We start from the raw sequence: 26,237 nt of genomic DNA, 5'->3' as shown, positions 1-26,237 counted from the left end.
TGTACCCCTTCCGGTCCGTCAGTTCGCAGGGTACTGGATTTCCGCCGTATAAGCGCCCTTGATGCTGGGCTTGCCGTTCTCGATCTGGAGAAGGATCATCGGAAGGCGCGCCTGATTGTGGTCATCGAAGGTGACCTCGCCGACCGGGCTTTTGTATTTGATCTTGGAGAGTGCCTCGCGGACCGCCTTGCGATCGGAGCTTCCGGCTTCCTTGATCGCCTGGGCGAGCAGGTTGACGGTATCCCAATGCACATAGGCGTGATTGTTCGGAGCCTCTTTATATGTGGCGGTGAATTTCTCGACGAAGGTCTTGCTGGCCGGGCTATCGAATTGCGGCAGCCAGGCGGCAGCCTCCACAGCGCCTTCCATGGCCTTGGGCGCAGCCTTGATTGTCTTTTCGGTGTTGAATTCACCGTTACCGATCAGCACGACCTTGCCGGCCAGTCCAAGTTCCAGCATCTGGCGGGCAACAATTGGGGTCGTATCGGCGAGACCGTACATGATGATCGCCTGCGCGCCATTGTCGCGGATCTTCGCCAGCACGCTGCGGAAGTCGACCTCGCCTTCCTTGTAGTAATCTTCGCTGAGGATCTCGCCCTTGAAGTCGGGAAGGTATTTCTTGGTGAAGGTGATGGCGGAACGGCCGTAATCGCTGTCGACCGACAGCACCGCGAACTTGGTGAAACCGCGCTGTTCGGCGGCGTATTTCGCCACCACAAGCGCGCGGTTCTCATCCGTTGGATAATTGCGGAAGGTCCATTTGAAGCCGCCGACACCCGCTTGATAGGTGATCTTCGGGTTGGAGGAAGCGGCATTCAGAAGCAGAACCTCCGCATCTTCAGCGACAGGCTGCATGGCGAGCGTGACCGAGCTGGAAACATCGCCAATCACGAAATCGACCTCGTCCTGGTCGATCAGGCGGCGGGTGGCCGAAACGCCTTCAACCGGCGTGCCCTGGCTGTCGGCGTTGAAGAGTTCGATCTGCTGGCCGTTGATGCCGCCGGCCGCATTGATGTCCTTTACCGCGAGTTCCGCGCCATGCATCGAGAAAGCGCCGTAGCGCGCATTGGGGCCGCTCATCGGCGCCACGAGGCCAAGCCTGATCGTGTCGGCCGCATGAGCGGAGACGGACATGGCTGGCGACAGGCTCAGGATTGGAGCGACTGCTGCGGAAACCAGTAGAAGTCTGCGAGTAATGCCGTTTTTCATGTTCCCACTCCTTTTCGGATTTATCTGTTCCGGCTTGATGCCGGGCGAGCCTTTGCCGCTTTTGCGGTTCTTGTCGATCAACGTCATGTTAATCATTCAGGCAGAGTAGGTTCATCCCCGGACGTTTTGCCAACACAAGTCCTTTCTGCCGCTATAGCGTTTCCTTATGCCTGCAGCCATTTCTCCATTCCAGACGCCGTGTTTCGTTTTTTGCATGTCTTCCATGCAGGCAAATGCCTGTATTTTTCGCGTCTGAGTGGGCATATTTTGCGCAACACCATCGAAGGAACCTATGAAAATGAAACTTCACGACACCGTTCGTAACTACTTCCGCAATCGTCGCGCCATGGCCGAACTGAGCGCGCTTGATGACAGAAGCCTTTCCGACATCGGCGTTAGCCGCTCGCATATCCGTTCCGCCGTGGAAGGCCGTCGCTAAAACATCAAATGGATTTCGGTGACCGCGCGGATTGCACAGTTTCGTTTCAATCTTTTCGGCGGTCCGAAACCTCTTCGTAACGCCTCTGTCGAAACGCTCTACTATAGTCACCCGCCTGCATCGCCGTCAGGCCATGGCACATTGGAACGCTGACGCTGGCACCGCTGCCTGATCCCGGCACATCCGTCCAAAATCGGTTTCGCGAATTTAACCAGACATCACCATCTTGCTGGATGTCGGTCTTGCAAAGCGCCATATCGGGGCAACTTTCGCGGTAGAAAATTAGCTGAAACGTGTCCTCGCCGCGAATACCGAGCTAGACAAGCGTGGTCAGACGTTCAGGATCAGTTGCGCGCGAATGAAGCGCCCATATGCTCGTCGCTGACGCGTGTGACCAAACCAAAGCTCAGGCCGAGCCTGTGGCAGCACCGCAGGCGATGTTCGTCGGGGAACCAGCAATATACTTGTTGAACGAGCCGATGTCTCCCAACCGGCCGCCAATCTGAAGGCCCTAGAGATCGACAGATAACCGGCCGATGGTGATGACATCGAGTGGTTTCATCTGAAACCTCCCTCCTCAGAACCCGGTACGCGCCAGGAAGGATCGGCTCGCGGCCAGATCGTCCAGGATGCTACCCGCATTACGCGGATCCCGCTCCTGTTCGATGGTGATGTAGCCGCCGTAGTCTAGTTCGCTCAGAAGCGCCCGGATGGACTGATAGTCTATCGAGCCACGGCCGATCGGGCACATGACGCCCTTTGCGCAGGCATCGAAGAAACGGATGTGCTCTTCCATGACCTGTGCATAGATCTTGGTGTCGATATCCTTGAAATGGATGTAGTCGACCCTCCCCCAATATTTCCGAAGCGTATCGACTGGATCCATGCCGGAATAGGCCATGTGGCCGGTATCCAGGCAAAGCCCTGCAAGATCGGCCGGGATATCGTCGACAACGCGCTGCAGCTCATCGGCGAATTCGATATATCCGCCCGCATGGGGATGGATCGTCGCATGCACTCCGTATTTGTCGCGCGCGAGTGCCGCGATCGCGTAAATGTTGTCGATCATGCCCTGCCAGGCTTCATTATCGAGGCGCGGAGCCCGATCAGAATGGCCCGCGGCGAAGTCGCGCACATCATGCCCCCAGTCCATCACGGTGAGATAAGGCGCTGCATAGCGCTGACCCGGATGGGTTTCGGGCTTGGGCAGCCGAGTGATCAGCGCGCATATCTCATCGGCCTGTCGCAACAGGTTGTCACGGTTTGCCGGAGAAACGAGATCGTCGAATATCGTGCCTGCAACGATCTTCAGACCACGCTTATCGAGCGCATCAGACACACGCACCAGATCGAGTGGCAGATAACCGTAGGGCCCAAGCTCCAAACCACCGAAACCGGCCGTTTGCGCTTCATCAAGCACCTTTTCCCACGCGGGAAGATGCGGATTTTTGACATCATCGACACCCCAGCAACAGGGAGCCGTCGTTATGGTGATTGGGTTGGTCATCAGGTACCTGCCGTGATTGTCTCGAAGGTAAACGACCGGTGGAATGGTTCGTAAAACTCGAGGAAACGTTGCGTGTGGTCTTTGAGCAGGCGTTCAGCGTATGCCTGCTCATGACATCCGTTTTCAGTCCTTGTTACTAGTTGGCCCTTCGGGCGCGGGCGAGGATTTCGTCTCGCGCGCCCGGAACAAGCTCAATCGTGACGATGAACTTGTATGGCTGTGTCATCGGCTGATCGTCGCCTGCAGCGCTTCGATGGATGACTGGATGCCGGCGTCGGTCGACATGGTGAAGTCTTCCATCTCGAGGCTGACCCAGCCGTTGTAGCCAACCATGCGGACGACGGAGAAGAACTCCTTCCACCATTGCAGGTCATGCCCGGCACCAACGGCGACATAGTTCCACGTACGGTTGGCAACGTCAGTCACGTCTTTCATTTCCAGAAGGCCGTTGACATCTGCCAGCCCGCGCTCGATGCGGGTATCCTTGCCGTGGCAATGGTGGATGGCGCTTCCGAGCGCTCGCGCGGACGCAATCGGATCGGCGCCCTTCCAGAACAGATGGCTGGGATCGAGGTTCATGCCGACGCTCGGCCCGACCTCGTTGCGCAGGCGAAACAGCGTTTCCGGGTTCCAGACGAGCATTGCCGAGAAGTTTTCGAGCGCATATTTCTCAACACCGACTTCTTTCGCGAGCTTTACGAGATCGTGCCACAGCGGGAATGCACGGTCCTCCCACTGGTAGCGATCACGCTCCGGCATCTCGTCCGGCCAGCTCTTGGTGTAGACGAGCCAGTTCGGCACCATATCGCCGGGTGCGGCTTCCGGCAGCCCTGACATTGTGACGATGGTCTTGATGCCGATCTCGCCGGCGAGGCGGATCGTCTCCTCCATCTCCTTGCGATGGCGCTTGCCCATGTCACCCGGATCAAGCGGGTTCGCCGAGCAATTGAGGGCAGCGATTTCCAACCCCCGGGCTTCGATCTCCTTGAGTTTGGTCTTCAAAAGGCCCTTGTCGGCCAGCAATTCGTCGGCACGGAAATGCGGGGCACGGGACCAGCCACCCCCGGTCATCTCAATGCCTTCGACGCCGAGCTTGACGCATTTGTCGAGCATGTCCGTAAAGGACAGATCACCCATGACGTCGGTGCAAATCGAGAGTTTCATGAACTTGTCTTTCCAGTGTTCGAACGGATGTGGAGGCGCGCCTGGGAGGTATGCACGCCCCCCGGGGAGCAACTACTTGAAGTCAACCCAGGCGGCGCCGGCATCTGCCGAGCGAACGCAGTTCTCCAGCCAACGCACGCCTTCCGTGCCAGCCTTGATGCCGGGATAGTGGTGGGTCTGGAGGAAGGTTTCATCACCGCGTTTCCTGGCGTCGATGGCCTGAGCGATCCAGAGATAGATGTTCGACCAACTGTCGCCGAGGCCCTCCGTGTGAAGTGCTCCCATCCGGTCGACGGCAAGGCTCTCCTCTTCAAGATACGGCATGCCGTGGTGCAGAATGCGGTTCGGCTCTCCCTGTACGTCGTAGAACAGCTGGTCAGGATGGCTGTCCGACCATTCCACGGACGCCTTGGAACCGACGAAGCGGTATCGTTGCGAGCCCATGTTTCCGGCATTGACAGACGAGACCCACAGACGACCGCGAGCACCGTTGTCGTAGTGCGTGAGCACAGTCGCATGGTCTTCCAGTGGCGCGCGGGTCGGGATGAACGCCTTGCGGTCACAGAGGAGCTTCTCGATCTTCAGGTGCGGCAACACGATTTCGGACAGGTAGTAGAGGTGCGTCCCGATATCGCCGAGGACGAAGGTAGGGCCTGCGGTTTTCGGATTGGTGCGCCACTTGACGGCTTCCGGAGCACCGACATCATCGCCGGCATTGAATCCGTGGGTATATTGAAGATCGACGATGCGAATATCGCCCAGCATGCCCCTGGCAACCATGGCCGCCATCTGATGCACAAGCGGATGACCAGTGAAGCCGTAAGTGACCCCTACGATAAGCCCCTTATCGTTCGCCAGTTTCTCGATTTCCTCGCACTCGGCGACAGTGAAGAACAGCGGCTTTTCGCAAATCACATGGATACCGGCTTCCAGGCACGCCTTGGTGATTTCGTAGTGGGTGAAATTGGGCGTCGCGATCGAAACGACCTCGACGCCATCTTCGCGTACCGTCTCCCTAGCGATCAGTTCCCTGTAGTCGTCGTAGCAACGGTCCGCCTCTACGCCGAGGTTGACACCAAAGTCACGGCCCCGAGCAGCGTCGAGGTCGAATGCGCCCGCCACCAGACGATAGGTGCCGTCACGCAATGCGCCGGTGCGGTGCTTGTAGCCAACCTGACCGGTCCGGCCGCCGCCAACCATGCCCCAACGAAGCGGGCGCGAGATAAGTCTTTCACCATTGATCATTTCAGTTACTCCTCCGGCATACGCCGGCTCTGGTGTTTGGCATAGCTCCGCCGATCGGCGGACAGGGCCCGCCGGTTGCGCAAACAGTCATTGTAAGAAGCCCGCCCTCTGGTGGACTATTGAGGCCGCATCCCAGGCCTCACTTCTGATACTTGTCGATGTATCTGCTGATTTCGGAGCACATGAACCGCCCGGACTCATCGGCCTTGTCCTCCCACGCGAAGACGCAGGAAGTTACGATGCCGTCGAAGCCGATCTCGGAGAGCGTGCCGAAGAAATCATCCCACGGAACCTCGCCCTGCCCGATGTTCAAGTGCTGGTGCACCCGCGCCTGGGTGCCAGGCGGGTTGAGAATGTAGCGAAGGCCGGAGCTGGCCTTGTGGTTGAAGGTATCGCCGACATGCACATGGGCGAGCACATCCTTCGCTTCGCGCAGCATCGCCTTGGTGTCGTCGCCGAAATAGAAGGTGTGAGGCGCGCAATAGAGAAATTTCACATTCTTCGAATTGACGGTGCGGATGATGTCGAGTGCCGGCTGCAGCGTCTCGCACCAGTCTTCCGGGTGCGGCTCCACATGCAGGTTGATGCCTTCACGCTCGAAGATCGGCACCAGCTCTTCCATGGAGCGCCACCAGGCATCCTCGCAGGCCTCGATCATCGAGCCGGTATGGCAGCAATAGCATGACCCCTTGTCGGGATGCGGGCCGCGGCCGAATTCGGAGTTCATCGTATCGACTTCCATCTCGACCGCAATTTCGATGGCGCGCTTCCAGTGCTTGACCGCTGCCTGTCGCTCGGTCTCGTCATTGGAGGCCCAGCGATACATAGGCAGGATCGAGGCGATGCCAACGTCAGCGTCCTTCAGCGCCTTCTTGAAGGTCTTGATACGTTCCGGAAAAACGCGTGGCGCTTTGAACCATTCGAGGAAGTCCGCGCGGGGCGAGAGTTCGATCCAGTCAAAGCCTAGCTCTTTCACCTTGGTCGGAAGAGCCTCGAGGCTGAGATGGCGATGCATAAACGGGTCTATGGCGATTTTCATGGGTCTATTTCCCTGTTCATTCAGTTGCGCGTCACAGAGGGCGGATGCCCTTCATGCGTCGCCATGTAGCTTTCGACTTCGGCACCCAGGTTCGCTAGCGCCTCGCCGCCTGCCATGAGATCGGTAATTTCTTCGCGGGTCTTTTCACCCTTTCGGAAATTGGCGGCGACTGCTCCGCGGATGAGGACCGCGAAATGGTCGCCCACGGCCATTGCATGCGTCACCTGGTGCGTGATGAAGATGACGGCTATGCCGCGCTTCTTTGCTTCGAGGACGATGCGAAGGACGTGGGATGCCTGTTTGACACCGAGCGCCGCAGTCGGCTCGTCAAGGATGAGAACACGGGCGCCGAAATGGACCGCGCGAGCGATCGCAAGCGACTGACGTTCGCCGCCTGAAAGACCGCCGATCAACCGGTCACCGTCATCGATCCGGGTTATGCCAAACTCCTGAACAGCCTTTACCGCTATCTCGTTGGCCTTCCTCCGATCGTAGACCTTGAAGGGCCAGAAACCCTTTGTCGGCTCCGCTCCGATGAAGAACGAGCGACCGATACTCATCAGGGGAAAGGTCCCGCCGAACTGGTGCACGGTCGAGATGCCCATCTGTTGAGCTTCGCGAGGCCCCTGGAAGTCCACTGGCTTTCCATCCATCAGCACCTCGCCGGTATTGGGCTTGTAGACACCCGCCAGCGTTTTGATGAGGGTGGACTTTCCGGCTCCGTTGTCGCCGAGGAGGCACAGGACCTCGCCGGCATTAACCTGGAGCGAAATATCATTGAGAACGTCGATCGGGCCGAAAGACTTATTGACGTTTCTGAGTTCGAGAATTGGAGTGCTCATAGCTGACCTCACTTCTTCTTCGGCGAGTAGGTCAGGGCCATGATGCGGAACGTGTTGTTCATCAACACCGCCAACAACAGCATGACGCCGATGATCAAGCTCGACCAGTTGCGGTCAAACGTCGTGAAGTAGATGCCCTGATTGACGATCGCGAAGGTGACCGTCCCGAGAAAGATACCGACGATTGAGCCAAAGCCCCCGTGAGCAGAACTCCGCCGACCACGACCGCGATGATGGAGTTGAAAATAAAGGTCATGCCGGCCGAGACCTGCGCGACGTTGAAGAGGATGGCCTGACACATGCCGACAAAAGCGGCGCTGACCGACGACAGCACGAACAGCGTCACGGTAAGCCTGTCGGTCGGAATGCCGGCGTTTCTTGCGCTGACACGGTCACCGCCCATGGCGAAGATCCAGTTTCCGAAAGGCGAAAAGTGGACATAGAAAATGTAGAGCGCCGTCAGCGCGAGCCACCAGAAAATCGTTACCTGGAAGCTACCGCCAACAAAGGAGCCGAACAGCGACTTTGCAATGACGCCGGACTCAGCAGGGCTAAGCGCCACGCTTGTCGTTCCGGTAAGCAGCACGGAAAAGCCGAGGATCAGCCCCTGTACCGCGAACAAGGTCCCCAGTGTCACGATTAGCGATGGCACCACGGTACGGATGACCAGAAAGCCGTTGATCAGGCCAACCACCAGGCCCAGGCTCAAAGCGCCCAGAATGCCCATCCAGATCGGCATGTGATAGTGACCGGTAATGATTGCGACCGTAAGCGCGCCCGCCGGGATCATTGCGCCGATGGAAATATCCAGCTCGCCGGAAATCATCAGCAACCCGACAGGGATCGCTATGATGCCAAGATTTGCCGCAACGTTTAGCCAGCTAGCCGCACCTGCCGGCTTGAGGAATTCTATGCTCCCGAAAACGACAAAGAAGATGAGCACGAAAGCGAGGCCAAGGATGGCGCCGGATTCAGGGCGTCGAATAAGATCGCCCAGGGACAGGTTTTTCATGTAATTCCTCCCAGAGAATTGGTCTGTCGCCAATCAGCGTTCACGGTGCGGATGCACCGTCGATCCACCGCTGCTGCAGCGGATCGACGCGAGACATTGATTAGCGTCAGCGCACACCCTTCGAGACACCCGTCAAGGTTGCTTCGATATTCGACTTGTCGACGATGCCCGGGCCGGTCAGCACCGGAGACGTTGGAAGAACCGTTCCGAAGTCGATTGCGGAAGCAAGAAGAGTGACTGCCAGGAGCGACTGCAGATAAGGCTGCTGGTCGATCGCAAAGCCCTGCGTTCCTTGCTTGATGCGGTCAAGGCCGGATTGGTTGAGATCGAAGGTTCCGAGAAGCGTGGTCTCGGTCTTTCCCGCTTGCTGAATACCAATTGCGGCCGAGTCCGCATCACCCGCGGAGATCGTGATGAGCCCGTCGATCGACGCGGCCTGGAGGAGCGTTGCCTTGATGGCCTCTGCAACTGCGGTCGCGTCCCCGAAGCTGGTTGCCGGCAACGGCAGTTGCTTGGCTGTTCCACCGGCCTTGGTGATCCCATCGATGACACCCTTGCAGCGCGCCTCGAGATTGGCAGCGCCCGGCACCGTGTTCACACAGAGCACGTTCTTCTTGCCGTTCTTGAAGAAATATTCGCCACCGGCCACACCGGCGAGATACTCGTCAGAACCCACATAATTGATCGCGCCAAGTTCCTTGGCTTTGTCGATCCCACCCGCATTCATCAGGATAACCTTGATGCCGGTGGCAACCGCTGCCTTGATGGCCGGATCCTCACCTTCCGGGACCCAGTTCGGAATGACGAGGCCGTCGACCTTCTGGCTGATGGCTGTCTGAATGAGCTGGACAACGTCGGGGGCGAAGTTGTCATAGGTCTGAAGGCGCAGGTAATTCACCTTGCCGCCGTTGGCCTCCACGACCAGCCGCGCGTCATCAATGCCTTTTTTGATGAGGTTCCAGAATGCGTCATCGTTCTTGCCGCCAACAACGGCGATATTGGCCGCCATCGCCGAAGGCACGGCAAATGCCACAATAGTTGTCGCAAGCAACGCTGCGCAAACGCGCTTAATTCCTTTCATAACTTCTCCTCCCATTTCATCGTCCCCAAGGACCAAATGCGAGTTGATCTGTAGCTTGCAGGATGCCAAAATGAAATCAACATGACGCGTTGAAGTATATTTCGTTTCAAAAAGTGTCATTCACAAATGACACATGGAGGACGTTTGATGAATAGGCCCACAATATCGGATCTGGCGAATACGGCCGGGGTCAGCTTGTCCACGATCAACCGGCTTTTGCACGGGACGGGCTCTGTGCGTGCCGACACCGTCGAGCGAATCTTGCAGGCGGCAGATAAAATCGGATTTTACGGGCTTGGCGCGTTGCGTCAGCGCAAGCAAGACAACCTGCCACAACGCCGGTTCAGCTTTCTCATGCAGCAGTCACACAGACCCCTTTATCAGCTGTGGGCTGAGGGGATTAAGGCAGCGGCTCACAGGCGGGTCGACGCCGTCATCGAACCGGAAGTTATATTTGAAGACGATCTATCCCCGGAGGCAGTCTCTGCCAATCTGCTGGAAATCGGCAAGTCGGCGGATGCGGTCGCAATCATTACTGCAGATCACCCATTGGTCAGCCAAGCGATTGACGAGTTGCGCGGCAGCGGGGTGCCGGTGGTAGCATATGTAACCGACCTGTCTGCCGCCAGTCGCGCCGGATTTGTGGGTACTGACAATTGGAAGCGTGGACGAACCGCCGCCTGGTTTATCAGCAAGATGTCCGATGGGCCCGGAAGAGTATTCCCCCTTGTCGGCAGCAATCGTTATCAGTGCCAGGATATCGCCGATGCCAGCTTTCGGTCCTATATGCGTGAAAACGCACCCGATTTTCAGGTCTGCGAAACACTTCTCACCTACGAAGTTCCGGAAAACGCCTACGAGATCGTGAGACGACTGATCACGGAGGAACCCGATATGAGAGGAATTTTCGTCAATGGCGGAGGCATATCAGGCGTCCTGCGAGCCATGCGTGAGCTATCACCGGAACGGCGGAACAAGATCAGGATCGTCTGTAGTGACGTTGGGCCGGAAACTCGCAAGGGGCTTGGTGAGGGGCTGATTACAGCGTCATTATCTCATCCCCTCGACAAGATGCCCACCGAGCTGATCGACGTCATGCTTCGATTAATCGATCGCCGAGACACTCACTCCATTGAACAACGTATCGTTCCGTTCGATATTCTTACGCCCGAAAGTTTGTGGACGTGAGTTGTCTTGTTTAACCCGGTAAAGCCCTGTTCCAACCTATTTTTCGGATCAACATCAGGGCGTAATGCATCGCGGCCACAAACAGGCCGACGATGGAGGCGTAGTTTACAAAGAACCCCAGCGTCGACTGGTTGAAGTCCCACATATCCAGCGAGTAGCTCAGCATCAGCTTCGATCCGAACGTCATCTCGAAGAAACTCCTGACGCCCCATGCGGCTATGGTGACGGTCACCAACCGCAGGACTGCCATACGATAAGCATTGTGACCGGAGATGCCGATCAACCCGCCGCAGACTTCCATGACGACCTGCCAGCGTGTGCCTAGATGAAGGGAAATGATCAGCAGCACCCAATATCCCGCGAACATATGGGCTTCTCGAACGGCGAAGGCACCGTCGAGCGCCATGAAGGACAGGACGTCGCGGGATATCAGCAGGCTCGTCACGAGCATGATCGTCATCGCGATGACCAGACAGGCGATCGTCACCAGATTGACCACGCGAACGGCATCCAGCTTCCGTTTCGTCACACCGCCATACCGGCGGCGATTGAAGACGTTGTGAACAATCACCAGCGTGAAAAGAACGGTACCGAACAGCTCGTGCGACAGGTTGTCCAGCCACCAATACGCAAGGCATGCGATGACCAGCCCGACTGCAAGAAAGTCAAGGACAAGGCGAAGCCGGAAGATGCCGTTCATTTAAGTTCGAACCGGCGCATATCGTTGAACGTGTACAAGAAGTCCCTGTCGGATCGCGACGTATGACAGCGCTGACAGCGGGCGGTGTTTTCCTCCATGTTGATTGTTCCGTCCGGTTTGAACCACTGGAATTGCCAGTCGGCGGTACGGCGGTTCTCGTCGTAATCCTGTCCCCAACCTTCGCCTTTCTCCATGATGAAGTAACGGAAGACCTTGCCGCCACGATAGTCGGCCAGCGCCACATGGGTGCCGTTGGGAATGGGATCGCCGCGCTTGACGGCCTCGATCGCCTCGCGAGTAGTCATGATATGCTCTGTGACCTCGCCCCGCTCGACCGTCGTATAATGGATGAGCTTGTCGATGTCCGGCATCGTCGCCCGGGTGGGCTCGGCGCGGACCTGCATGCCAACGAGAAACACGGCGCCTGTTACGAAGGCTGCAACGCCGGCCATCTGCATGACCTTATTCATCCACACCTCCGTTCGTCTTCCCGTACTGCTCGTCGGTAACATGCTCCATCCAGTCGACTGTCTTGCCGTCCAGAGCTTCAGCCACGGCGATGTGCGACATTCCGCTTTCCAGCGAAGCGCCGTGCCAGTGTTTGACGCCCGGAGGAATCCACACGACGTCTCCGGGTCCGATCTCCTGGATTTCGCCATCCCAATGCTGGACCCGCCCCGAACCCTCCGTCACGATCAATGTCTGACCGAGAGGGTGCGTATGCCACGCGGTGCGGGCGGCGGGTTCGAAGGATACGAGGCCGCCACCGACCCGGGCCGGTGATGGGGTCTGGAAGCGGGACTGCACCTTGACGGAACCGGTGAAATAGTCCGGCGACCCCGTAGTCGTCGCCTGATTGCTGAAACGGGTGACCGTTACGGCGCGATCCGGTTCGGCGAATGCTGCCGTGGCGCTGAAGGCCATGGCGGCGGTAATCATCGATTTCGTGTTCATGGATTATTTCTCCGCAAACACGTCTTTGGCGATAGCAACGGCGGAAACGCCGCTCGGCCAGCCCGAATAAAACGCCATATGAGTGATGGTTTCGACGATCTCTTCTTTCGTCAGCCCGTTCTGCAGGCCGAGACGAATGTGGGAGCGAAGCTGGTCGGGACGATTGAGCGCGATCAGCGCCGTGATCGTCACGAGGCTTCGGTCACGTTTGGAAATCCCGGGGCGCTCCCAGATGTCGTTATAAAGGACCTCATCCGTGAGTTCGGCCAATTTCGGCGCGGTGTCGCCCATCAACTGCTGGGCGCGTGTCTGCTGCTTTTCCGGCTGTGCCGAAGGCGTCGCTGTCTGGGCTAGGGTCATGGAAATGGCACCGTTGATGAGAGTGATGCTCGTAGCGAGAAAGAGACTTCTGGCGAATGGTTTCAAAGGGAAGTTCCTTAAATTGGGCACGTGCTTGACGGCAGCGGCGGGCATCAAGATGCCCATCGCTATCAGGAGCCCTGAACCTGCGGTCACAGGTGGGCGAACCGCTGACGGAAGGTGTCAGACCAGCGTACGGCCGAAGAACGGGGTAAGCTTATCAAGCGCCGCTTCGACATATTCGGGCACCCAATAGGTCTCGATATGCTTTGCACCCTTGATCAGGAAGAGTTCCTTGTCCTTCGTGCCGGTGGCCTTGGGGAACGCATCTTCCGTCAAGTAAAGCGTGTCGGCTTCGCTTCCGGCGATCATCAGCAACGGAACGTCGATCAGTTCGATCTCGTCCGTTGCATCCCAGCGCATCAGGTCCATCAGGCTGCTCATCGTATATTTGAATGTCGAGCCGGGATGCGCATTGGTTTGCCAGTAGTAGCGATAGCCTTGACGATAAAGGTCGAATGGCAGGGCATCGATCTGCGCATCCGTGAGGTTCGCGTCGCCAGCATAGAGCACTTCGCCGCCGGCCGCTTGCTGCGCACGGGCCGCAGAGGCGACTTGGAGGCGCTTCTGGATCGTATCCATTTGGCTGTCCTTGAAGCCGTTGCGGCGGACGCGCCCGGAATTGAACATGCTGAGCGTTGCCAGGGCCTTGAAGCGCTTGTCGGTCTTCGCCGCCGCCAGCGAATAACCGCCACCGCCGCAGATGCCGAGCAACCCCAGGCGCGCCGTATCCACACCGGCAAAGCTGCTGATGAAGTCGGCCATTCCGTGGATGTCCTCAATGCGGAACTGAGGCTTATCGACATTGCGCGGCGCACCGCCGCTTCCGCCCTGATAGGCGGCATCGGCCGTGATGGTGATGAAGCCCCGTTCCGCCAGATGCTGGGCATAGAGGCCCGTCGTCTGCTCCTTCACGCCACCGTTTGGATGCGCAAGCACAATGGCAGGATACTTCTTGCCGGGATCGTAGTTGGCCGGAGTATAGACGTTGGCGACAATGTCGAGGCCGTTCAGTCTGTACCTTACCGGGTGGATGTTCACCTTGCCGGGCTCGTTCTTCGTGATCGCGCCGTCATAAACGAGCGTGAAAGGGTTCTGCCTGTAGTCGGCTGCGGCAGCTTCGGTTGTCGTCATGGTTGACACTCCTAATATTGCACCGGAGATGAAAAGAGCCGATGCTCCGAGGAATTCGCGTCTCTTTCCGTTGATGATGTCGTTCGCCATAGTGAGGCTCCTCGTTTCGTCGGGGATCGGGAATAAAGTCTGCTGGCTGGCGCGGCTGATCAGTCGAGCTTCTTGTCGGCGAGGAATTTCGAGACCTGATCGGCGATTTCGACATTGTTCAGGTCCGACATCAGGAAATGCGTGCCGCCCTTGATGCCGATATCCGGCAGGTGCACGAGCGTTGCATCGCCGCCGTGCTTGTTGACTGTCTCCACCCACAGCTTCGCCATGGCCAGCCGGACGCGCCAGTTGTCCTGTCCACGTTCCGCGGTCGGTTCAGTCGGGAAGTTGTCGCCATAATAGATGATGATCGGCAGGCGCGTCAGCTTCTCGAAGTCGGAAACGGAAACGGCCTCACCCTTGAGCGTACCGGCGGCGCTCGGCATATCCGGGGGCACCTCGCCCTCCGGAAAGATAAACCCGCTGCCGGGTTCCAGCGCCACGATGCCCTTCACGTTCGGGTTCTTGATCGCCGTCAGCCAGCCGGGACCGCCTGCCTGCGAATGCGTGAACAGGATGGCAGGACCGGTCTTGTCGAACAGGGCCGACATGGCATCGGAAATCACCTTGGCGTCGTAGGGCCCGGTGTTCGGCGTGACCGAACGCAGGAACTGGTCGAGCGCCGCCGGATCGCGGGAGAACTGAACATTACCGAAGTAGTCCGGCCATTTGCCGATGCGGAACTGGTCGAAAAAGAGCTGGTCATAGGGTGTCGGCTCGATCGTCGTTGCAACCGTGCTGTTGCCCGCACGGCCTCGGCGCGGCTGATCAACGAGATAAGTGGAGTATCCACGGCGCAGGAAGATATTCTGGAAGCCTTCGCGACCGTCCGGCGTCGTCTCCCAGCTGCGCGCCGACTGAAACGCGCCATGCAGCATGACGATCGGCAGCGGCTTCGGGTTTGGCGGAACCTGATAGAAGACATAGGCGTGGTCGCCATGCAGCGTCTGGCCTTCGGCCGTCGGTGCGTTGTTATTATAGGTGCCGGGCTTGCTCGACACCGTGCCGCCGACCGCGAAGCTGCCCTGCTGCTCGATGACGAGCGGCTCGGCCTTTGTCGCTGTCTGGGCAAAGGCGACGCTCGAGGATGCAGCGATGGCGGAAAATACGAAGGCTGAAATGGTTTTGGTAAAAATTTTGGGCATGGCTCTCTCACAACATGACGTTGAAAGAAGGCTACGCGAACGGCATTCCGGTGATTAGATATCCATTTTCGATTGAAGCCATTAGCTACACTTATCAATCACTTTTAGTTTATTAGCCCATCATCCGCGGTATCGAAGAGCGTCCACCAGGAGAGCGAAAGCCGGAGAAGCGTGGCGTCGATTTGGATAATAAAGGTGGTAGCCGGAAAAAGGCTCACACCAGTCTTCGAGAACCCGTATCAGCGCTCCCTTCGCAATCTCCTCCGCAACCAGATCCTCTGGCATATAGGCAAGGCCAAGACCCCGTTTCGCGGCATCGAGGCGCATGGCGATGTTGTTGAAGACGAGTTGCCCTTCTACTCTCACCTTGAGTTCATGCCCATCCTTCTCGAATTCCCAGGCGAGAATGTTGCCATAGGTCGGCATGCGTATCTGGATGCAATTATGTGCCGTCAGATCCTCTGGCACCTCCGGCCAGGGGTTTTGCCGGAAATAGGATGGCGCTCCAACCACGGCCATGCGCATCTCCGGGCCGATCTTCACCGCGATCATGTCCTTGGCAAGTTGTTCGCCGAGCCGAACTCCGGCGTCGTAGCGCTCTGCGACGATGTCCGTCAGCCCGTAGTCGACGATAATCTCGACACTGATATCAGGGTAATTCGGAAGGATCTTGTCAAGCGCGGGAGCAAGAACGGAGATCGCGGCATGTTCCCCCGCCGTGATGCGCACGGTTCCCGCGGGTTTATCCCGCATGTCGCTGAGCGCCGAAAGCTCGGCCTGAATTTCATCGAACCTTGGGCCTGCTGTCTGGAGCAGGCGTTCACCGGCAGCCGTGGGTGAGACACGCCTCGTCGTTCTCGTCAGCAGCCTCAGACCCAATCGCTCCTCAAGGCTGCGCACCGTCTGGCTCAACGCGGACTGCGAAACACCCAGCTTGACGGCCGCCCGGGTAAAACTCTGCTCACGCGCGACCGTGACGAAGGCGACCAGATCGTTGAAGTTTTCCTGCGGCATTCATTAGGTATCCTTATAGCCTCATGCCGATTACTGCCTCTAATCGAAAAGGTCGGCAAGGAATATCTTTCTGGCATCAAAACCGCAGCCTCGCCGTAAAGGACGGTGGGGCCAAGCGCAGAACGGATCTCCGATGTCAGACAGACAACACACCACTTCCCCCACAAACAAGACCGCAATCCTCGCGATCATCCTCATCAGCTACGTGATGATCGTCCTCGATATCTCGGTCGTGCTGACCGGACTTCCGAAAATCCACCACGAACTGGGGTTCACCGACGCCGGGCTCGCCTGGGTACAGAGCGCCTATACGCTGACCTTCGGTGGCTTCCTGCTGCTGGGTGCTCGTGCTGGCGACATTCTGGGACGCCGACGGATGTTCATCATCGGCATGGCAATATTCACGCTGGCTTCCGTCGCCATCGGGGGTTCACAATCATCCGCCTGGATGCTGTCATGGCGGGCGATACAGGGGCTGGGCTCCGCTATCCTCGCACCCTCGACGCTGGCCCTCCTCCAGACCAATTTCGAAGAAGGCGAAGAACGCATCCGGGCTGTGTCGCTTTATAGCGCCGCCGCTGGCGTTTCAGCTACTGTCGGACTGATTGCCGGCGGCCTTCTCGCTGACTGGCTCTCGTGGCGTGTTGGCTTCCTGATCAACCTGCCAATCGGCATCGCAATGATCCTCGCGGCACGCGCCTACATCACCGAAACGGGAAAACGGCCCGGAACCTTCGACGTTCCCGGAGCACTCACCTCGACAGTCGGCATGAGCGGGCTCGTCTACGGCTTCATCCGTTCGGCGCAGGCGGGATGGGACACGATCACCGTTGCAACCCTCATCGTCTCCGTCATCCTGCTTGGCCTCTTCGTTTTGATCGAACGGCGCGCACAGCAACCCATTCTTCCGCTTCGCCTGTTTTCGGATATCGAGCGTTCGGGAGCTTACGGCGCCCGCGTCCTTTATCTCGGCGCGATGGTCGGGTTCTTCTTTTTCACGACGCTTTACCTTCAGGAAGTCGCTGGCTTCCGTCCGGCGCTCACAGGTCTCGCCTTCGTGCCGGCCACGATTTTGCACGTACCGATCGCCATGATCGTGCCGCGCCTCATCCAGCGTTTCGGGCGTAACTTGGTTCTCGTTACAGGCATGGTTATCGGCATCGTCGCCATGGGCTGGCTCAGCCGCGCAGGTGTAGGCTCCAACTACTGGACTGCAATCGCAATGCCGATGATACTGATCGGGATCAGTCAGGGCCTGACACTGAGCCCGCTGACCTCCTCCGGCGTTGCCCGGGTGGATCATTCGGATGCCGGGGCCGCATCCGGCGCGGTCAATGTCGCCCACCAGATGGGCAGTTCTGTCGGCCTCAGCCTGTTGATCGCCATTGCGGCAATCGGTTCTGCCGGCCTCAGCGGCGCAGAACTCACCGCCTACCGTGTGTCGCACGCCTTCGACGCCGGAACCGTGATGCTTATGGCGACATTGATGATCGCGCTTTTAACCATCGTACCGGCCGCCGCGCGGCAGGTGTCCCCCGAAGCAGAGGCTGTACCGACAGAAAGTGCGGCCTGATCCAAGGAGTAGAAACATGCAAAAACGCAAAATCGGAACCCTCGAAGTCTCCGCCCTCGGCCTTGGCTGCATGAGCATGAGTTCGGCTTATGGGCCAGCTGCCGATAAGACCGAGATGATCAAGCTGATCCGCTTCGCCCACGAGCAAGGCATCACGCTGTTCGACACGGCCGAAGCTTATGGCCCTTTCGTCAACGAAGAACTTCTCGGCGAGGCGATCACCCCAATACGTGACAAGGTGGTCATCGCCACCAAGTTCGGTTTCGACATCGACCTTGAAACAGGCGAACGTCGCAGCGGCACCAATAGCCGCCCCGAGCATATCAAAGCCGTCGCCGAAGCGAGCCTCAGACGACTGAGGACCGATCACATCGACCTGTTCTATCAGCACCGCGTCGATCCGGCCGTTCCGATCGAGGATGTCGCAGGCGCTGTAAAAGACCTGATCGATGCAGGCAAGGTCAAGCACTTCGGCCTGTCCGAAGCAGGTGTCGGCACCATCCGCAAGGCTCATGCCGTTCAGCCCGTCACCGCCGTCCAGAGCGAATATTCCCTGTTCTGGCGTGGGCCTGAGGCCGAGTTGCTACCCACACTCGAGGAACTCGGAATCGGTTTCGTGCCTTTCAGCCCTCTCGGCGCTGGCTTTTTGACGGGAAAGATCGACGAAAACACCAGGTTCGACCCGACCGATTTCCGCAATGCCGTTCCCCGATTTTCCCCCGAGGCCCGCAAGGCGAACTTCGCGCTGGTCGATGCCATCAAGGTCATAGCCGACAACAAGCACTCGACACCCGCTCAGGTAGCCCTTGCCTGGTTACTGGCACAGAAGCCATGGATCGTCCCGATCCCCGGCACGACCAAGCAGCACCGCCTAGAAGAAAACCTCGGTAGCGTCGATCTTGAACTGACCTCGGCCGACCTTGCCGAAATCAACGCGATCCTCGCGAAAATTGAAGTCGTCGGCAACAGGCTTCCGGAGGCGGTCCTGAAGATGACCGGCCTCTGATATGGACGGCATGGTGACCTCCTGCTGGATGTTCTGAGAATTCTTAGATTTGGGAGATGCGGCAAGAGCCGGTAACGATCACATAGTGGAGCCGCAATTGAGAGGAGAAACCTCCCGTTGGCAGCGCTCAGGACGCTGCCTAAGCGTTGTGCGCTCGAGGGTTTTCGTATCTGGAGCGGCACCTGCCTACCCAGCTTCGAGACCGCAGGCCTGCTTTTCTGCTTCGAGCTTCGTATCGAATGATTTACAGCGAGGCCTAATACCGCGCCGATGCACCTAGCCTACCAGCTTCCTATGAGTTTTCTGATCGTCGCCATCGTGATCTCCAACAGATATTGAAGCTCACGCGCAGGATGACCCCGAAGGGGTGCCAAGGATTGTCCCGGCACCACCGAGTTTCGAAATGTCACGACATATGGCTTTCGAGGCCACTCGACCAATCACTGGCAAGAACCGACCCTGCAGACTTCAGGCTTCAACAAGCTCGCGAACATCATCCAGAAGAAAGTGCACGATCACATAGCGTGTCGTGTATTTCTGACCGCTATCGGAGACGCTCTCGACGCTGCCACCGTCGGAGGGGTGCCATTGCTGGTAATGAGGATTGTTGACGATCAGCGTAATCGCCTTGCCCGAAAACCTGCCGTTCAGCCGATAGCGGGCCTCTGCCAGAGGCCAAATCTTCTCAAAATCCTGCTGGCTGATACGGGCTTTCAAGGCCTTCCTGGATATCGCTTCTCCGGGCGAATTATCGTCGTGTGCCACCGGTGGAATATGCAGGTCAACCTCTTCCGCACCGTCTAGCAGAAAGGCAAATTCGTCTGGCCACATCCGTCTCACGTATCGCTCCTCCCAAAGCTTACCGCCCTACAACACAGTCATGATAGCGCGTCCGCCGCGAGAGGCAATGGCGGATGTGAGCCTGCGCTTCCCAGCATCCCCTATTCTTCCGGATCGTCGCCTTCGTGATCTCCAACAGTTGTTGTTGACGATGCGTAGGTCCACGCGAAAATGAATCCAAAGGATTATCCTGGCCGCATTTAAATCCAAACATTCTACACGTCACAATCCTCAGGGAAATCGGAGAATAAGCACAGGCATCGACGGCCAAAGAAAACAGCTTATTTCGGGAAAAACCTTACGGTCCAAGATTTTTTATGGCGGAGAGGGTGGGATTCGAACCCACGATACCCTTGCAGGTATGCCGCATTTCGAGTGCGGTGCATTCGACCACTCTGCCACCTCTCCGCATGCGCGAACGCTTGCGTTGCGCGCTCCTCATAAACATCAATGGCGGGACTGACAAGGGAAATCTCTTGTTTGTGTCACAAATTATTCGTCATGAACACGACCAGAGAAAGACTGCGGCATTTGTCCATTTTTGTAGAGATTTTCCAAGTGACGCCTCGGGCTTCAACCGTGTGCGTCACATTCGGACGGCGGCCTCACAGCCGCTGATACCGACGCAAGATTTCAAGAATTCTTTGATCCTGTTCCTGATCCGGCAGCAGCGCCGGCTGGCGGCTGGCGCCGACGGATGGGTCCTGAAGGTAGAGCGAACGCTTGACCATGGCGGGTGCAAAACCGAGTGCGTAGAGATCGGTGCGGAAGGCCGCATAGGTTGCCTGCTGGCGTTCGGCCTCGGCGATGTCGCCTGCGTTGAAGGCGTTGAGAATGCCAGCTAGTACATCTGGCATAGCGTTACCGAGGCCGGAAATGCAGCCGGCGGCGCCGTTTTGCAACGACCAGAGAACGAGGTGGTCAGGGCCGGAATAGACCTCGAAACCGGGCACCTCCTTTGCTACCTGAAGATAGGCTTCAAGCGTCTGCTGCGCGCCGCCGGAATCCTTGATGCCGGCGATATTACCGTGGGTCGCGAGTTTGCGGGCGGTTTCCGGCTCGATGTGGTTCTGGGTGCGGGCGGGAATGTCGTAGAGATAGACCGGTGTTTCGACGGCGTCGGCCACCGTCGAAAAATGGCGGATCAGCCCGTCCTGTGTACAGGCGATGAAGAAGGGTGTGATGACGGCGATACCGTTGACGCCGATGCGGTCGAAGGCCTTGGCGAGTTGCAGGGTTTCAAAAGTGGCCGGCATGCCGGCATTGACGATGACCCGGGCGCGGCCTGCCACTTCATCCACCACCTCTTCGGTCAGCCGGATTTTCTCCCCATGCGTCAACGCGGTGAAATCGCCATTGGTGCCGGCGCACATGATGTTGTTGCCGGCCGCCACCTGGCGGCGCACCTGCGCGCGGGTCGCCTCGTAATTGATGGTTTCGTCCTCGTTGAAACAGGTGACGAGCGCGACGAAGGCTTGTTTGGTCATGAAAGAACTCCGCTTGGATTTCCAATAGTGTGATCGGCACCGGCCGGACGACGCATAGGCTGCATATCGGGGTCGGGATCGAGGCTGGCCGAAAGGAGCGCACGCGTATAGGCTTCGCGCGGCGCCTCGAAAACCTGCCGAACGGTGCCGAATTCCACCACCTCTCCCCGCTGCATGACCATGACGTGATCGGCAAAATCCCGGACCACGGGCAGGTCATGAGCGATGAAGATGAAAGAAAGGCCCATCTCGCGACGAAGCTTGTCCAGAAGCGCAATAACCTGCGCCTGAACCGAAACGTCGAGCGCCGAGACCGCCTCGTCACAAATGATGAGCTTCGGCTCCAGCGCCAGCGCACGGGCAATGGCAATCCTCTGCCGCTGGCCACCGGAGAACTGATGCGGATAACGGCCCATATGTTCCGGCGAGAGACCAACCTGATGCAGCAATTCCGCGACCCGTTCGCGCCATTTCGCTTTGGGTAATATGTCCGGATGGATCACCCAGGCTTCGGAAACCAACTGGAACACCGTCATGCGGAGATTTAGCGACTGGGTTGGATCCTGAAACACCATCTGTAGATCGCGTCTAAGCGCAAAAAGCTCAGCAGGCGAAAGCTGGAAGAGATCACGCCCCTTCCACTCGGCGCTACCCGCATCCGGCTCGTCGAGCCGGAGCAGAATGCGCGCGAGCGTTGATTTGCCGGAACCGCTTTCGCCAACGACGGCGATGGTTTCGCCCGCCATAAGGTCGAAGGAAACGCCCTTCAGCGCCTCGAATGCCCCATAACGTTTGCGCACATCGCGCACACGAAGGAGCGGTTCGCCCGCTGCCTGCGGCGTATGCATTTCACCCCTGCCAGGAGCGGCGCTAATGAGCTTGCGGGTGTAGGGGTGTTGGGGATTGCGGTAAACCTCGCGCACCGTGCCGACCTCCACCAGCATGCCCTTTTCCATCACCACCACCCGGTCGGCGATTTCGGCGACGACGCCGAGATCATGGGTGATGATGAGCACGGCCATGCCGGTTTCCCGCTGCAATTCCTTGAGCAGGGCAAGAACTTCAGCCTGCACGGTCACATCCAGCGCGGTGGTCGGTTCGTCGGCGATCAGGAGATCGGGCCGGAGCGCGAGCGCCATGGCGATCATCACGCGCTGGCGCTGGCCGCCGGAGAATTCATGCGGGTATTTCTTCAACGCCCCGTCGGGATCGGGAATGCCGACGCGTGCGACAAGCCGCCTCGCCTCCGCCCCGGCCTCCGCTTTGCCCATGCCATGGGTGGTCATCGCCTCGCGGATCTGCCAGCCAACGGTATAGACGGGATTGAGATGGCTGAGCGGGTCCTGAAAAATCATGGCGATGCGCCGGCCGTTGATTTCGCGGCGCGCCTCGGTCGGCATTGTCAAAAGGTCTTTGCCATCAAGCAATATCTGGCCGCCGCTGATACGCCCGGGCGGCATGTCGATGAGGTTCATGATGGCCGAGGACGACACCGATTTGCCCGAGCCGCTTTCTCCGAGGATCGCCAGCGTTTCACCACGGTCGATATGGTAGGAGATATCCTTCACCGCATGGACAACACCGCCTGCGGTGTGAAATTCCACGGAAAGGTTGCGCACGTCGAGAAGATGGTCAGCCATGCTTGCGGCCTTTCATTTCCAGCCGCCAGCGCTGCACGGGGTCGAGCGCGATGCGCAGCCAGTTGGACAGCAGGTTGAGCGAAAGGGTGGTGAGAATGATGGCAAGGCCCGGCCAGAAGGACAACCACCAGGCATTGGTGAGGTACTGCCGCCCCTGCGAGATCATCAAGCCCCAGGTGATTTCCGGCGGCTGGATGCCGATGCCAAGAAAAGACAGCGCGCTTTCCGCCAGCATCACATAGGCGAAATCGAGCGTCGCGAGCGTCGTCAGCGTCGGCAACACCACGGGCAGAATATGCCGGAACAGGATGCGTTTGCCCGATGCGCCCATGACGCGCGCCGCCTGCACGAACATGCGTTCGCGCACCTCCAGTACTTCTGCCCTGGTGGTGCGGATGTAAACGGGGATCCGGGTGATCGCCAGCACCAGCATCAGGTTGAGGATGGAGGAGCCGAGCAGATAAAGCACGATGACCGCGATCAGCAGCGACGGAAACGACATGATAACATCGGCAAGCCGCATGATGATCTGGCCGACGCGGTTGGAGGAAAAACCGGCGATCAGGCCGAGCACGGTGCCGGTGACGGCGGACAGAAGCACGGCGCCAGCGGCAATCATCAGCGTATTCTGCGTGGCGGCGACGATGCGTGCCAACAGTGGGCGACCAAGCGCATCCGCCCCCAGCCAGAAATACCATTCGCGCTGCCAGTCGAACGGGGCGAGGTTGCGTCCGCGCAGGTTCTGTTTGGTCGCCAGATCGCCGAGCCATGCCGGGCCGACAAAGGCGAGAATAATGACGGCGATGAGGAAGATCGCGGCGCAGAGCGCGAATTTATCCGCCCACAACATGCGCAGCATGCGCGTTGCGAAGGATGGCTCATGAATGATCTGGGTATCGGTGTTCGAAAGGCTCATGATTGACGTCTCCTCAGTGCCGGATACGCGGATCGAGAAGCGCATAGGCGATATCGATCAGAAGATTCATCAGGAAGATCGCAAGCGCGGTCACCAGAATGGCGGCCAGCACGACGTTGAAATCGCGCTGAAGAATGGAATCGATCATCAGCTTGCCGACGCCCGGAAAACCAAAGATGGTTTCGACGATAACCGCGCCGTTAAGAAGGCTTGCCGCCTGATCGCCGATGACGGTGATGACCGGCAGCATGGCGTTGCGCAGGGCATGGATGAAGATGATGGGACCCGATTTCACGCCCTTGGCGCGTGCCGTTTTGACATAGGCAGAAGACAGAGCGCCGATCATCGAGCCGCGCACCACCTGCACGATGATGCCGAAGGGGCGCACGAACAGGACCGAGATCGGCAATATCCAGTGCAGCACAGAGCCCGTGCCTGAGGTGGGCAGCCAGGCGAGATTGACCGAAAACACCACGATCGCCACGATCGCCAGCCAGAAATCCGGCACCGAGGCGCCGATGAGCGAGATGGTCGAGGCCATGCGGTCGAAAAACCCGCCGGAGCGGAAAGCTGCAAGCGAACCAACGACGATTGCGGCGGTGGTGACCAGCGACATGGTGATGACCGCAAGCCACAGGGTCCAGACGAAAGCCTCCAGCACAACATCCAGCGCCGGGCGGGCTTTTCGGAGCGATTCTCCGAGATCACCCGTCATCACATCGCCAGCATAACGCAGGAACTGCACCATCAGCGGGTCATTCAGGCCATGCAATGCGCGAAACTGCTGCTTCAATTCCTCAGACGCTTCCACCGGCAGGAACAGCGCGGCCGGGTCCCCCGTCAGACGGGACAGGAAGAAAACCATCACGATGAGGCCGATCAGGGAGATCAGGCTCGCAACGGAACGTTTTCGGATGAAGCTCAGCATGATTGCCTCCGGTTTTTCAACGCGGGCGGCAAGGCTTTCACCCTGCCGCCGCTCTTTGGCTCATAAGAGACCGGCTTTATTTGATGCCGATTTCCGAAAGCTGCAGCATCGAGTTGGTGGCGATGGTCGGCTTGAAGTCCAGGCGCTCCGAGACGCGGGAGAAGCCGACCATGTGGAACAGCAGCACATCCGCAACCACGTCGTCATGCAGGTAAGCGATGAGCTCGGACCAGAGCTTGGCGCGTTCATCACCCACGGCTGCGGAGGCGCGTTCGATCAAATCATCCACCTTGGGATCCGAAAAGCCGGACTGCGTACCCTTGGTCGCATATTTGAAGAACATGGTGAAGGACGGGTCGCCCTTGGAATTGTCGTGCATGGCGGCAACGATCTGCGGTCCGCGGCCTTCCTTGAAGGGCTTGGAATAGTAGCTTTCGTGCTCGGCCACTTCCACGAATTTCAGGTCTATCTTGAAGCCGACTTCCTGCAATTGCTGCTGGATCGCCTCCATGATCTCGGTGACGTTGGGGAAGTTCGCGGTGCGGGCGATGATGGTGATCGGCGTATCCACCTTCACGCCGGCAGCCTTGGCTTCCTCAAGCAGCTTCTTTGCGGCCGCGGGATCATAGGGGAAAACCTTGACGTCCGGGTTCCAGCCAAGCGTGGTCGGCGGAACGAGCGCCGTAGCCAGCACGGCACCTTCGGGTACCAGTGTACCGAGGAAGGCCTGCCGGTCGATGGCGAGGTTGAGCGCGCGGCGCACCCGAACGTCGTTCAGCGGCGCGATGTTGTGGTCGAGACGCATATAGACCGTTTCACTGTCGAGATAGGAGAAGTCGGTCTTTGCGTTCGTAGCATCGAGCTGGGAAATGGAAGGCGAAAGATCGGCTTCACCGGTCTGCACCATGGCGGCGCGAACCGAAGGATCGGCGCGGAAAAGATAGGTCGCTTCCGTCACCTGCGGCTTGGAACCCCAATAATCGTCGCGTGCGGTCAGAACAATCTGCTGACCCGGCGTCCAGTTGGTCAGCTTGTAGGGGCCGGTACCGACCGGCTCGCGGATGAATTCCATCTTGGTTTCTTCAGGCACGATGGTGACGAGCGACATCAACAGCGGCAGAATGGGCTGGGCCGGCTCAGTCTTGAAATCGATCGTGTGTTCGTCGACGATCGTGGGGGTAACGGTCATGCCACCGAAATAACGACGGGATTCGCAGGCATTCTTGTCGCTCATGATGCGTTCGAAGCTGTGCTTGACGTCCTTTGCGTCAAAACCTGTGCCGTCGGAAAACTTCACGCCTTCACGCAGGTGGAAACGCCAGCTTCCGTCGGCATTCTGCTCCCACTTCTCGGCAAGCCTCGGCTGAACACCGTTCTTGCCGCGCACATCAAGCTCGGTCAGCGTCTCGCTGACATTTTCCATAATGATGCGGCCAATGTTGGAGCGGGTTGCCATGCAAGGCTCGAGCAGGTCCGCCTCTTCCGCCAGCACGATCTTGATCGGCCCCGATGCCGAAAATGCCGGCGATATCGCGGCGCTGAGGCAACCCATGGCAAGGGCGCCCGCAATCAGTGACTTCTTCATTCCGTTCTCCTCCCAGATTCAGAAATTCAGCAACATGGCGGCGTGCCGCAAGGGGTCTCCGAAAAAAATCCCGTCTCCT

The 26,237-nt window shown here is 58.5% G+C and carries 24 protein-coding genes, 1 tRNA gene and 2 pseudogenes; 4 read left to right on the top strand and 23 right to left on the bottom strand.

All coding sequences use genetic code 11. The annotated features are described in order from the left end of the window. Positions 1-18 precede the first annotated feature (18 nt). Complete coding sequence (locus RBH10_RS04970; protein ID WP_281038879.1) at positions 19-1,209, bottom strand: ABC transporter substrate-binding protein; 1,191 nt, start codon at positions 1,207-1,209, stop codon at positions 19-21. A 298-nt stretch (positions 1,210-1,507) separates the two neighbouring features. On the opposite strand from RBH10_RS04970, the gene RBH10_RS04965 reads away from it, so the two are divergent. Beyond that, on the top strand, positions 1,508-1,648 hold the full coding sequence (locus tag RBH10_RS04965) for a DUF1127 domain-containing protein (protein ID WP_102024263.1): 141 nt from the start codon (positions 1,508-1,510) through the stop codon (positions 1,646-1,648). A 223-nt stretch (positions 1,649-1,871) separates the two neighbouring features. On the opposite strand, the pseudogene RBH10_RS04960 reads toward RBH10_RS04965, so the two are convergent. The 8 genes and pseudogenes from RBH10_RS04960 to RBH10_RS04925 form a co-directional block, all read right to left on the bottom strand. Continuing rightward, positions 1,872-2,150: pseudogene (locus tag RBH10_RS04960) on the bottom strand (5-dehydro-2-deoxygluconokinase); the annotation flags it as partial. 75 nt (positions 2,151-2,225) lie between these two features. Beyond that, positions 2,226-3,155: a TIM barrel protein gene (locus RBH10_RS04955; RefSeq protein ID WP_281038741.1), complete on the bottom strand. Its 930-nt coding sequence runs from the start codon at positions 3,153-3,155 to the stop codon at positions 2,226-2,228. Positions 3,156-3,377: 222 nt separating this feature from the next. Next, entirely contained in the window at positions 3,378-4,319 is a 942-nt protein-coding gene (locus RBH10_RS04950) for a sugar phosphate isomerase/epimerase (RefSeq protein WP_281038740.1), read from the bottom strand. Positions 4,320-4,391: 72 nt separating this feature from the next. Continuing rightward, a complete protein-coding gene (locus tag RBH10_RS04945) occupies positions 4,392-5,564 on the bottom strand; it encodes a Gfo/Idh/MocA family protein (RefSeq protein ID WP_281038739.1) in 1,173 nt (390 codons plus the stop codon). Between the two features lie 139 nt (positions 5,565-5,703). Continuing rightward, positions 5,704-6,603 (bottom strand): sugar phosphate isomerase/epimerase family protein, encoded by a 900-nt coding sequence (locus RBH10_RS04940; protein WP_281038738.1) that lies wholly within the window; start codon positions 6,601-6,603, stop codon positions 5,704-5,706. 20 nt (positions 6,604-6,623) lie between these two features. Next, positions 6,624-7,445 (bottom strand): ATP-binding cassette domain-containing protein, encoded by an 822-nt coding sequence (locus RBH10_RS04935; RefSeq protein WP_281038737.1) that lies wholly within the window; start codon positions 7,443-7,445, stop codon positions 6,624-6,626. Positions 7,446-7,453: 8 nt separating this feature from the next. Next, positions 7,454-8,457 (bottom strand): annotated as a pseudogene (locus RBH10_RS04930) (ABC transporter permease). A 106-nt stretch (positions 8,458-8,563) separates the two neighbouring features. Beyond that, a complete protein-coding gene (locus RBH10_RS04925; protein ID WP_281038736.1) occupies positions 8,564-9,538 on the bottom strand; it encodes a substrate-binding domain-containing protein in 975 nt (324 codons plus the stop codon). A gap of 147 nt (positions 9,539-9,685) precedes the next feature. Between RBH10_RS04925 and RBH10_RS04920 the strand changes: the two genes are divergently transcribed. Then, complete coding sequence (locus tag RBH10_RS04920; RefSeq protein ID WP_281038735.1) at positions 9,686-10,726, top strand: LacI family DNA-binding transcriptional regulator; 1,041 nt, start codon at positions 9,686-9,688, stop codon at positions 10,724-10,726. Between the two features lie 10 nt (positions 10,727-10,736). On the opposite strand, the gene RBH10_RS04915 is transcribed toward RBH10_RS04920, so the two are convergent. From RBH10_RS04915 to RBH10_RS04885, 7 genes are all read right to left on the bottom strand, one after another. Continuing rightward, a complete protein-coding gene (locus tag RBH10_RS04915; protein WP_281038734.1) occupies positions 10,737-11,426 on the bottom strand; it encodes a DUF4405 domain-containing protein in 690 nt (229 codons plus the stop codon). Further along, entirely contained in the window at positions 11,423-11,896 is a 474-nt protein-coding gene (locus RBH10_RS04910; protein WP_281038733.1) for a cytochrome P460 family protein, read from the bottom strand. Before RBH10_RS04910 ends, RBH10_RS04915 begins: the two co-directional genes overlap by 4 nt. After that, positions 11,889-12,380 carry a cupin domain-containing protein gene (locus RBH10_RS04905; RefSeq protein WP_281038732.1) on the bottom strand — a complete coding sequence of 164 codons (492 nt, stop codon included), beginning with the start codon at positions 12,378-12,380 and terminating at the stop codon, positions 11,889-11,891. The genes RBH10_RS04910 and RBH10_RS04905 overlap by 8 nt, the downstream gene beginning before the upstream one ends. Positions 12,381-12,383: 3 nt before the next feature. After that, positions 12,384-12,740, bottom strand: coding sequence for a carboxymuconolactone decarboxylase family protein (locus RBH10_RS04900; RefSeq protein ID WP_281038731.1), 357 nt, complete (start codon positions 12,738-12,740; stop codon positions 12,384-12,386). A gap of 183 nt (positions 12,741-12,923) precedes the next feature. Next, positions 12,924-13,934, bottom strand: coding sequence for an alpha/beta hydrolase (locus RBH10_RS04895; RefSeq protein ID WP_281038730.1), 1,011 nt, complete (start codon positions 13,932-13,934; stop codon positions 12,924-12,926). Positions 13,935-14,083: 149 nt separating this feature from the next. Continuing rightward, the gene (locus RBH10_RS04890; RefSeq protein WP_281038729.1) at positions 14,084-15,169 is read right to left on the bottom strand and encodes an alpha/beta fold hydrolase; all 1,086 of its coding nucleotides are present in this window, start codon (positions 15,167-15,169) and stop codon (positions 14,084-14,086) included. Positions 15,170-15,289: 120 nt separating this feature from the next. After that, positions 15,290-16,183, bottom strand: a complete 894-nt coding sequence (locus RBH10_RS04885; RefSeq protein ID WP_281038728.1) for a LysR family transcriptional regulator — start codon at positions 16,181-16,183, stop codon at positions 15,290-15,292. A gap of 133 nt (positions 16,184-16,316) precedes the next feature. Here RBH10_RS04885 and RBH10_RS04880 point away from each other — a divergent pair, with 133 nt between their 5' ends. Both RBH10_RS04880 and RBH10_RS04875 read left to right on the top strand, forming a co-directional pair. Continuing rightward, positions 16,317-17,756 (top strand): MFS transporter, encoded by a 1,440-nt coding sequence (locus RBH10_RS04880; protein ID WP_281038727.1) that lies wholly within the window; start codon positions 16,317-16,319, stop codon positions 17,754-17,756. Between the two features lie 16 nt (positions 17,757-17,772). Then, a complete protein-coding gene (locus tag RBH10_RS04875) occupies positions 17,773-18,762 on the top strand; it encodes an aldo/keto reductase (protein ID WP_281038726.1) in 990 nt (329 codons plus the stop codon). A 468-nt stretch (positions 18,763-19,230) separates the two neighbouring features. Here the strand turns inward: RBH10_RS04875 and RBH10_RS04870 are convergent, their stop codons facing one another. The 7 genes from RBH10_RS04870 to RBH10_RS04840 all read right to left on the bottom strand — a co-directional run bounded on the left by RBH10_RS04870 (position 19,231) and on the right by RBH10_RS04840 (position 26,158). After that, on the bottom strand, positions 19,231-19,593 hold the full coding sequence (locus RBH10_RS04870; RefSeq protein WP_281038878.1) for a hypothetical protein: 363 nt from the start codon (positions 19,591-19,593) through the stop codon (positions 19,231-19,233). 327 nt (positions 19,594-19,920) lie between these two features. Further along, positions 19,921-20,010 (bottom strand) — tRNA-Ser (locus RBH10_RS04865). 197 nt (positions 20,011-20,207) lie between these two features. Next, positions 20,208-21,089 carry a dihydrodipicolinate synthase family protein gene (locus RBH10_RS04860; protein WP_281038725.1) on the bottom strand — a complete coding sequence of 294 codons (882 nt, stop codon included), beginning with the start codon at positions 21,087-21,089 and terminating at the stop codon, positions 20,208-20,210. Further along, entirely contained in the window at positions 21,086-22,729 is a 1,644-nt protein-coding gene (locus RBH10_RS04855; protein WP_281038724.1) for an ABC transporter ATP-binding protein, read from the bottom strand. The genes RBH10_RS04860 and RBH10_RS04855 overlap by 4 nt, the downstream gene beginning before the upstream one ends. After that, positions 22,722-23,645 carry an ABC transporter permease gene (locus tag RBH10_RS04850; RefSeq protein ID WP_281038723.1) on the bottom strand — a complete coding sequence of 308 codons (924 nt, stop codon included), beginning with the start codon at positions 23,643-23,645 and terminating at the stop codon, positions 22,722-22,724. Before RBH10_RS04850 ends, RBH10_RS04855 begins: the two co-directional genes overlap by 8 nt. Before the next feature lie 13 nt (positions 23,646-23,658). Beyond that, a complete protein-coding gene (locus RBH10_RS04845) occupies positions 23,659-24,573 on the bottom strand; it encodes an ABC transporter permease (RefSeq protein ID WP_003511517.1) in 915 nt (304 codons plus the stop codon). 76 nt (positions 24,574-24,649) lie between these two features. Beyond that, positions 24,650-26,158, bottom strand: a complete 1,509-nt coding sequence (locus RBH10_RS04840; protein ID WP_281038722.1) for an ABC transporter substrate-binding protein — start codon at positions 26,156-26,158, stop codon at positions 24,650-24,652. Positions 26,159-26,237 lie beyond the last annotated feature (79 nt).

It is taken from the genome of Rhizobium sp. AN73, from assembly GCF_030757975.1.
Taxonomy (GTDB): Bacteria; Pseudomonadota; Alphaproteobacteria; order Rhizobiales; family Rhizobiaceae; genus Agrobacterium; species Agrobacterium arsenijevicii.
Note: the sequence above shows the minus strand (reverse complement) of the source record. Positions and strands in the feature narration are given on the sequence as shown.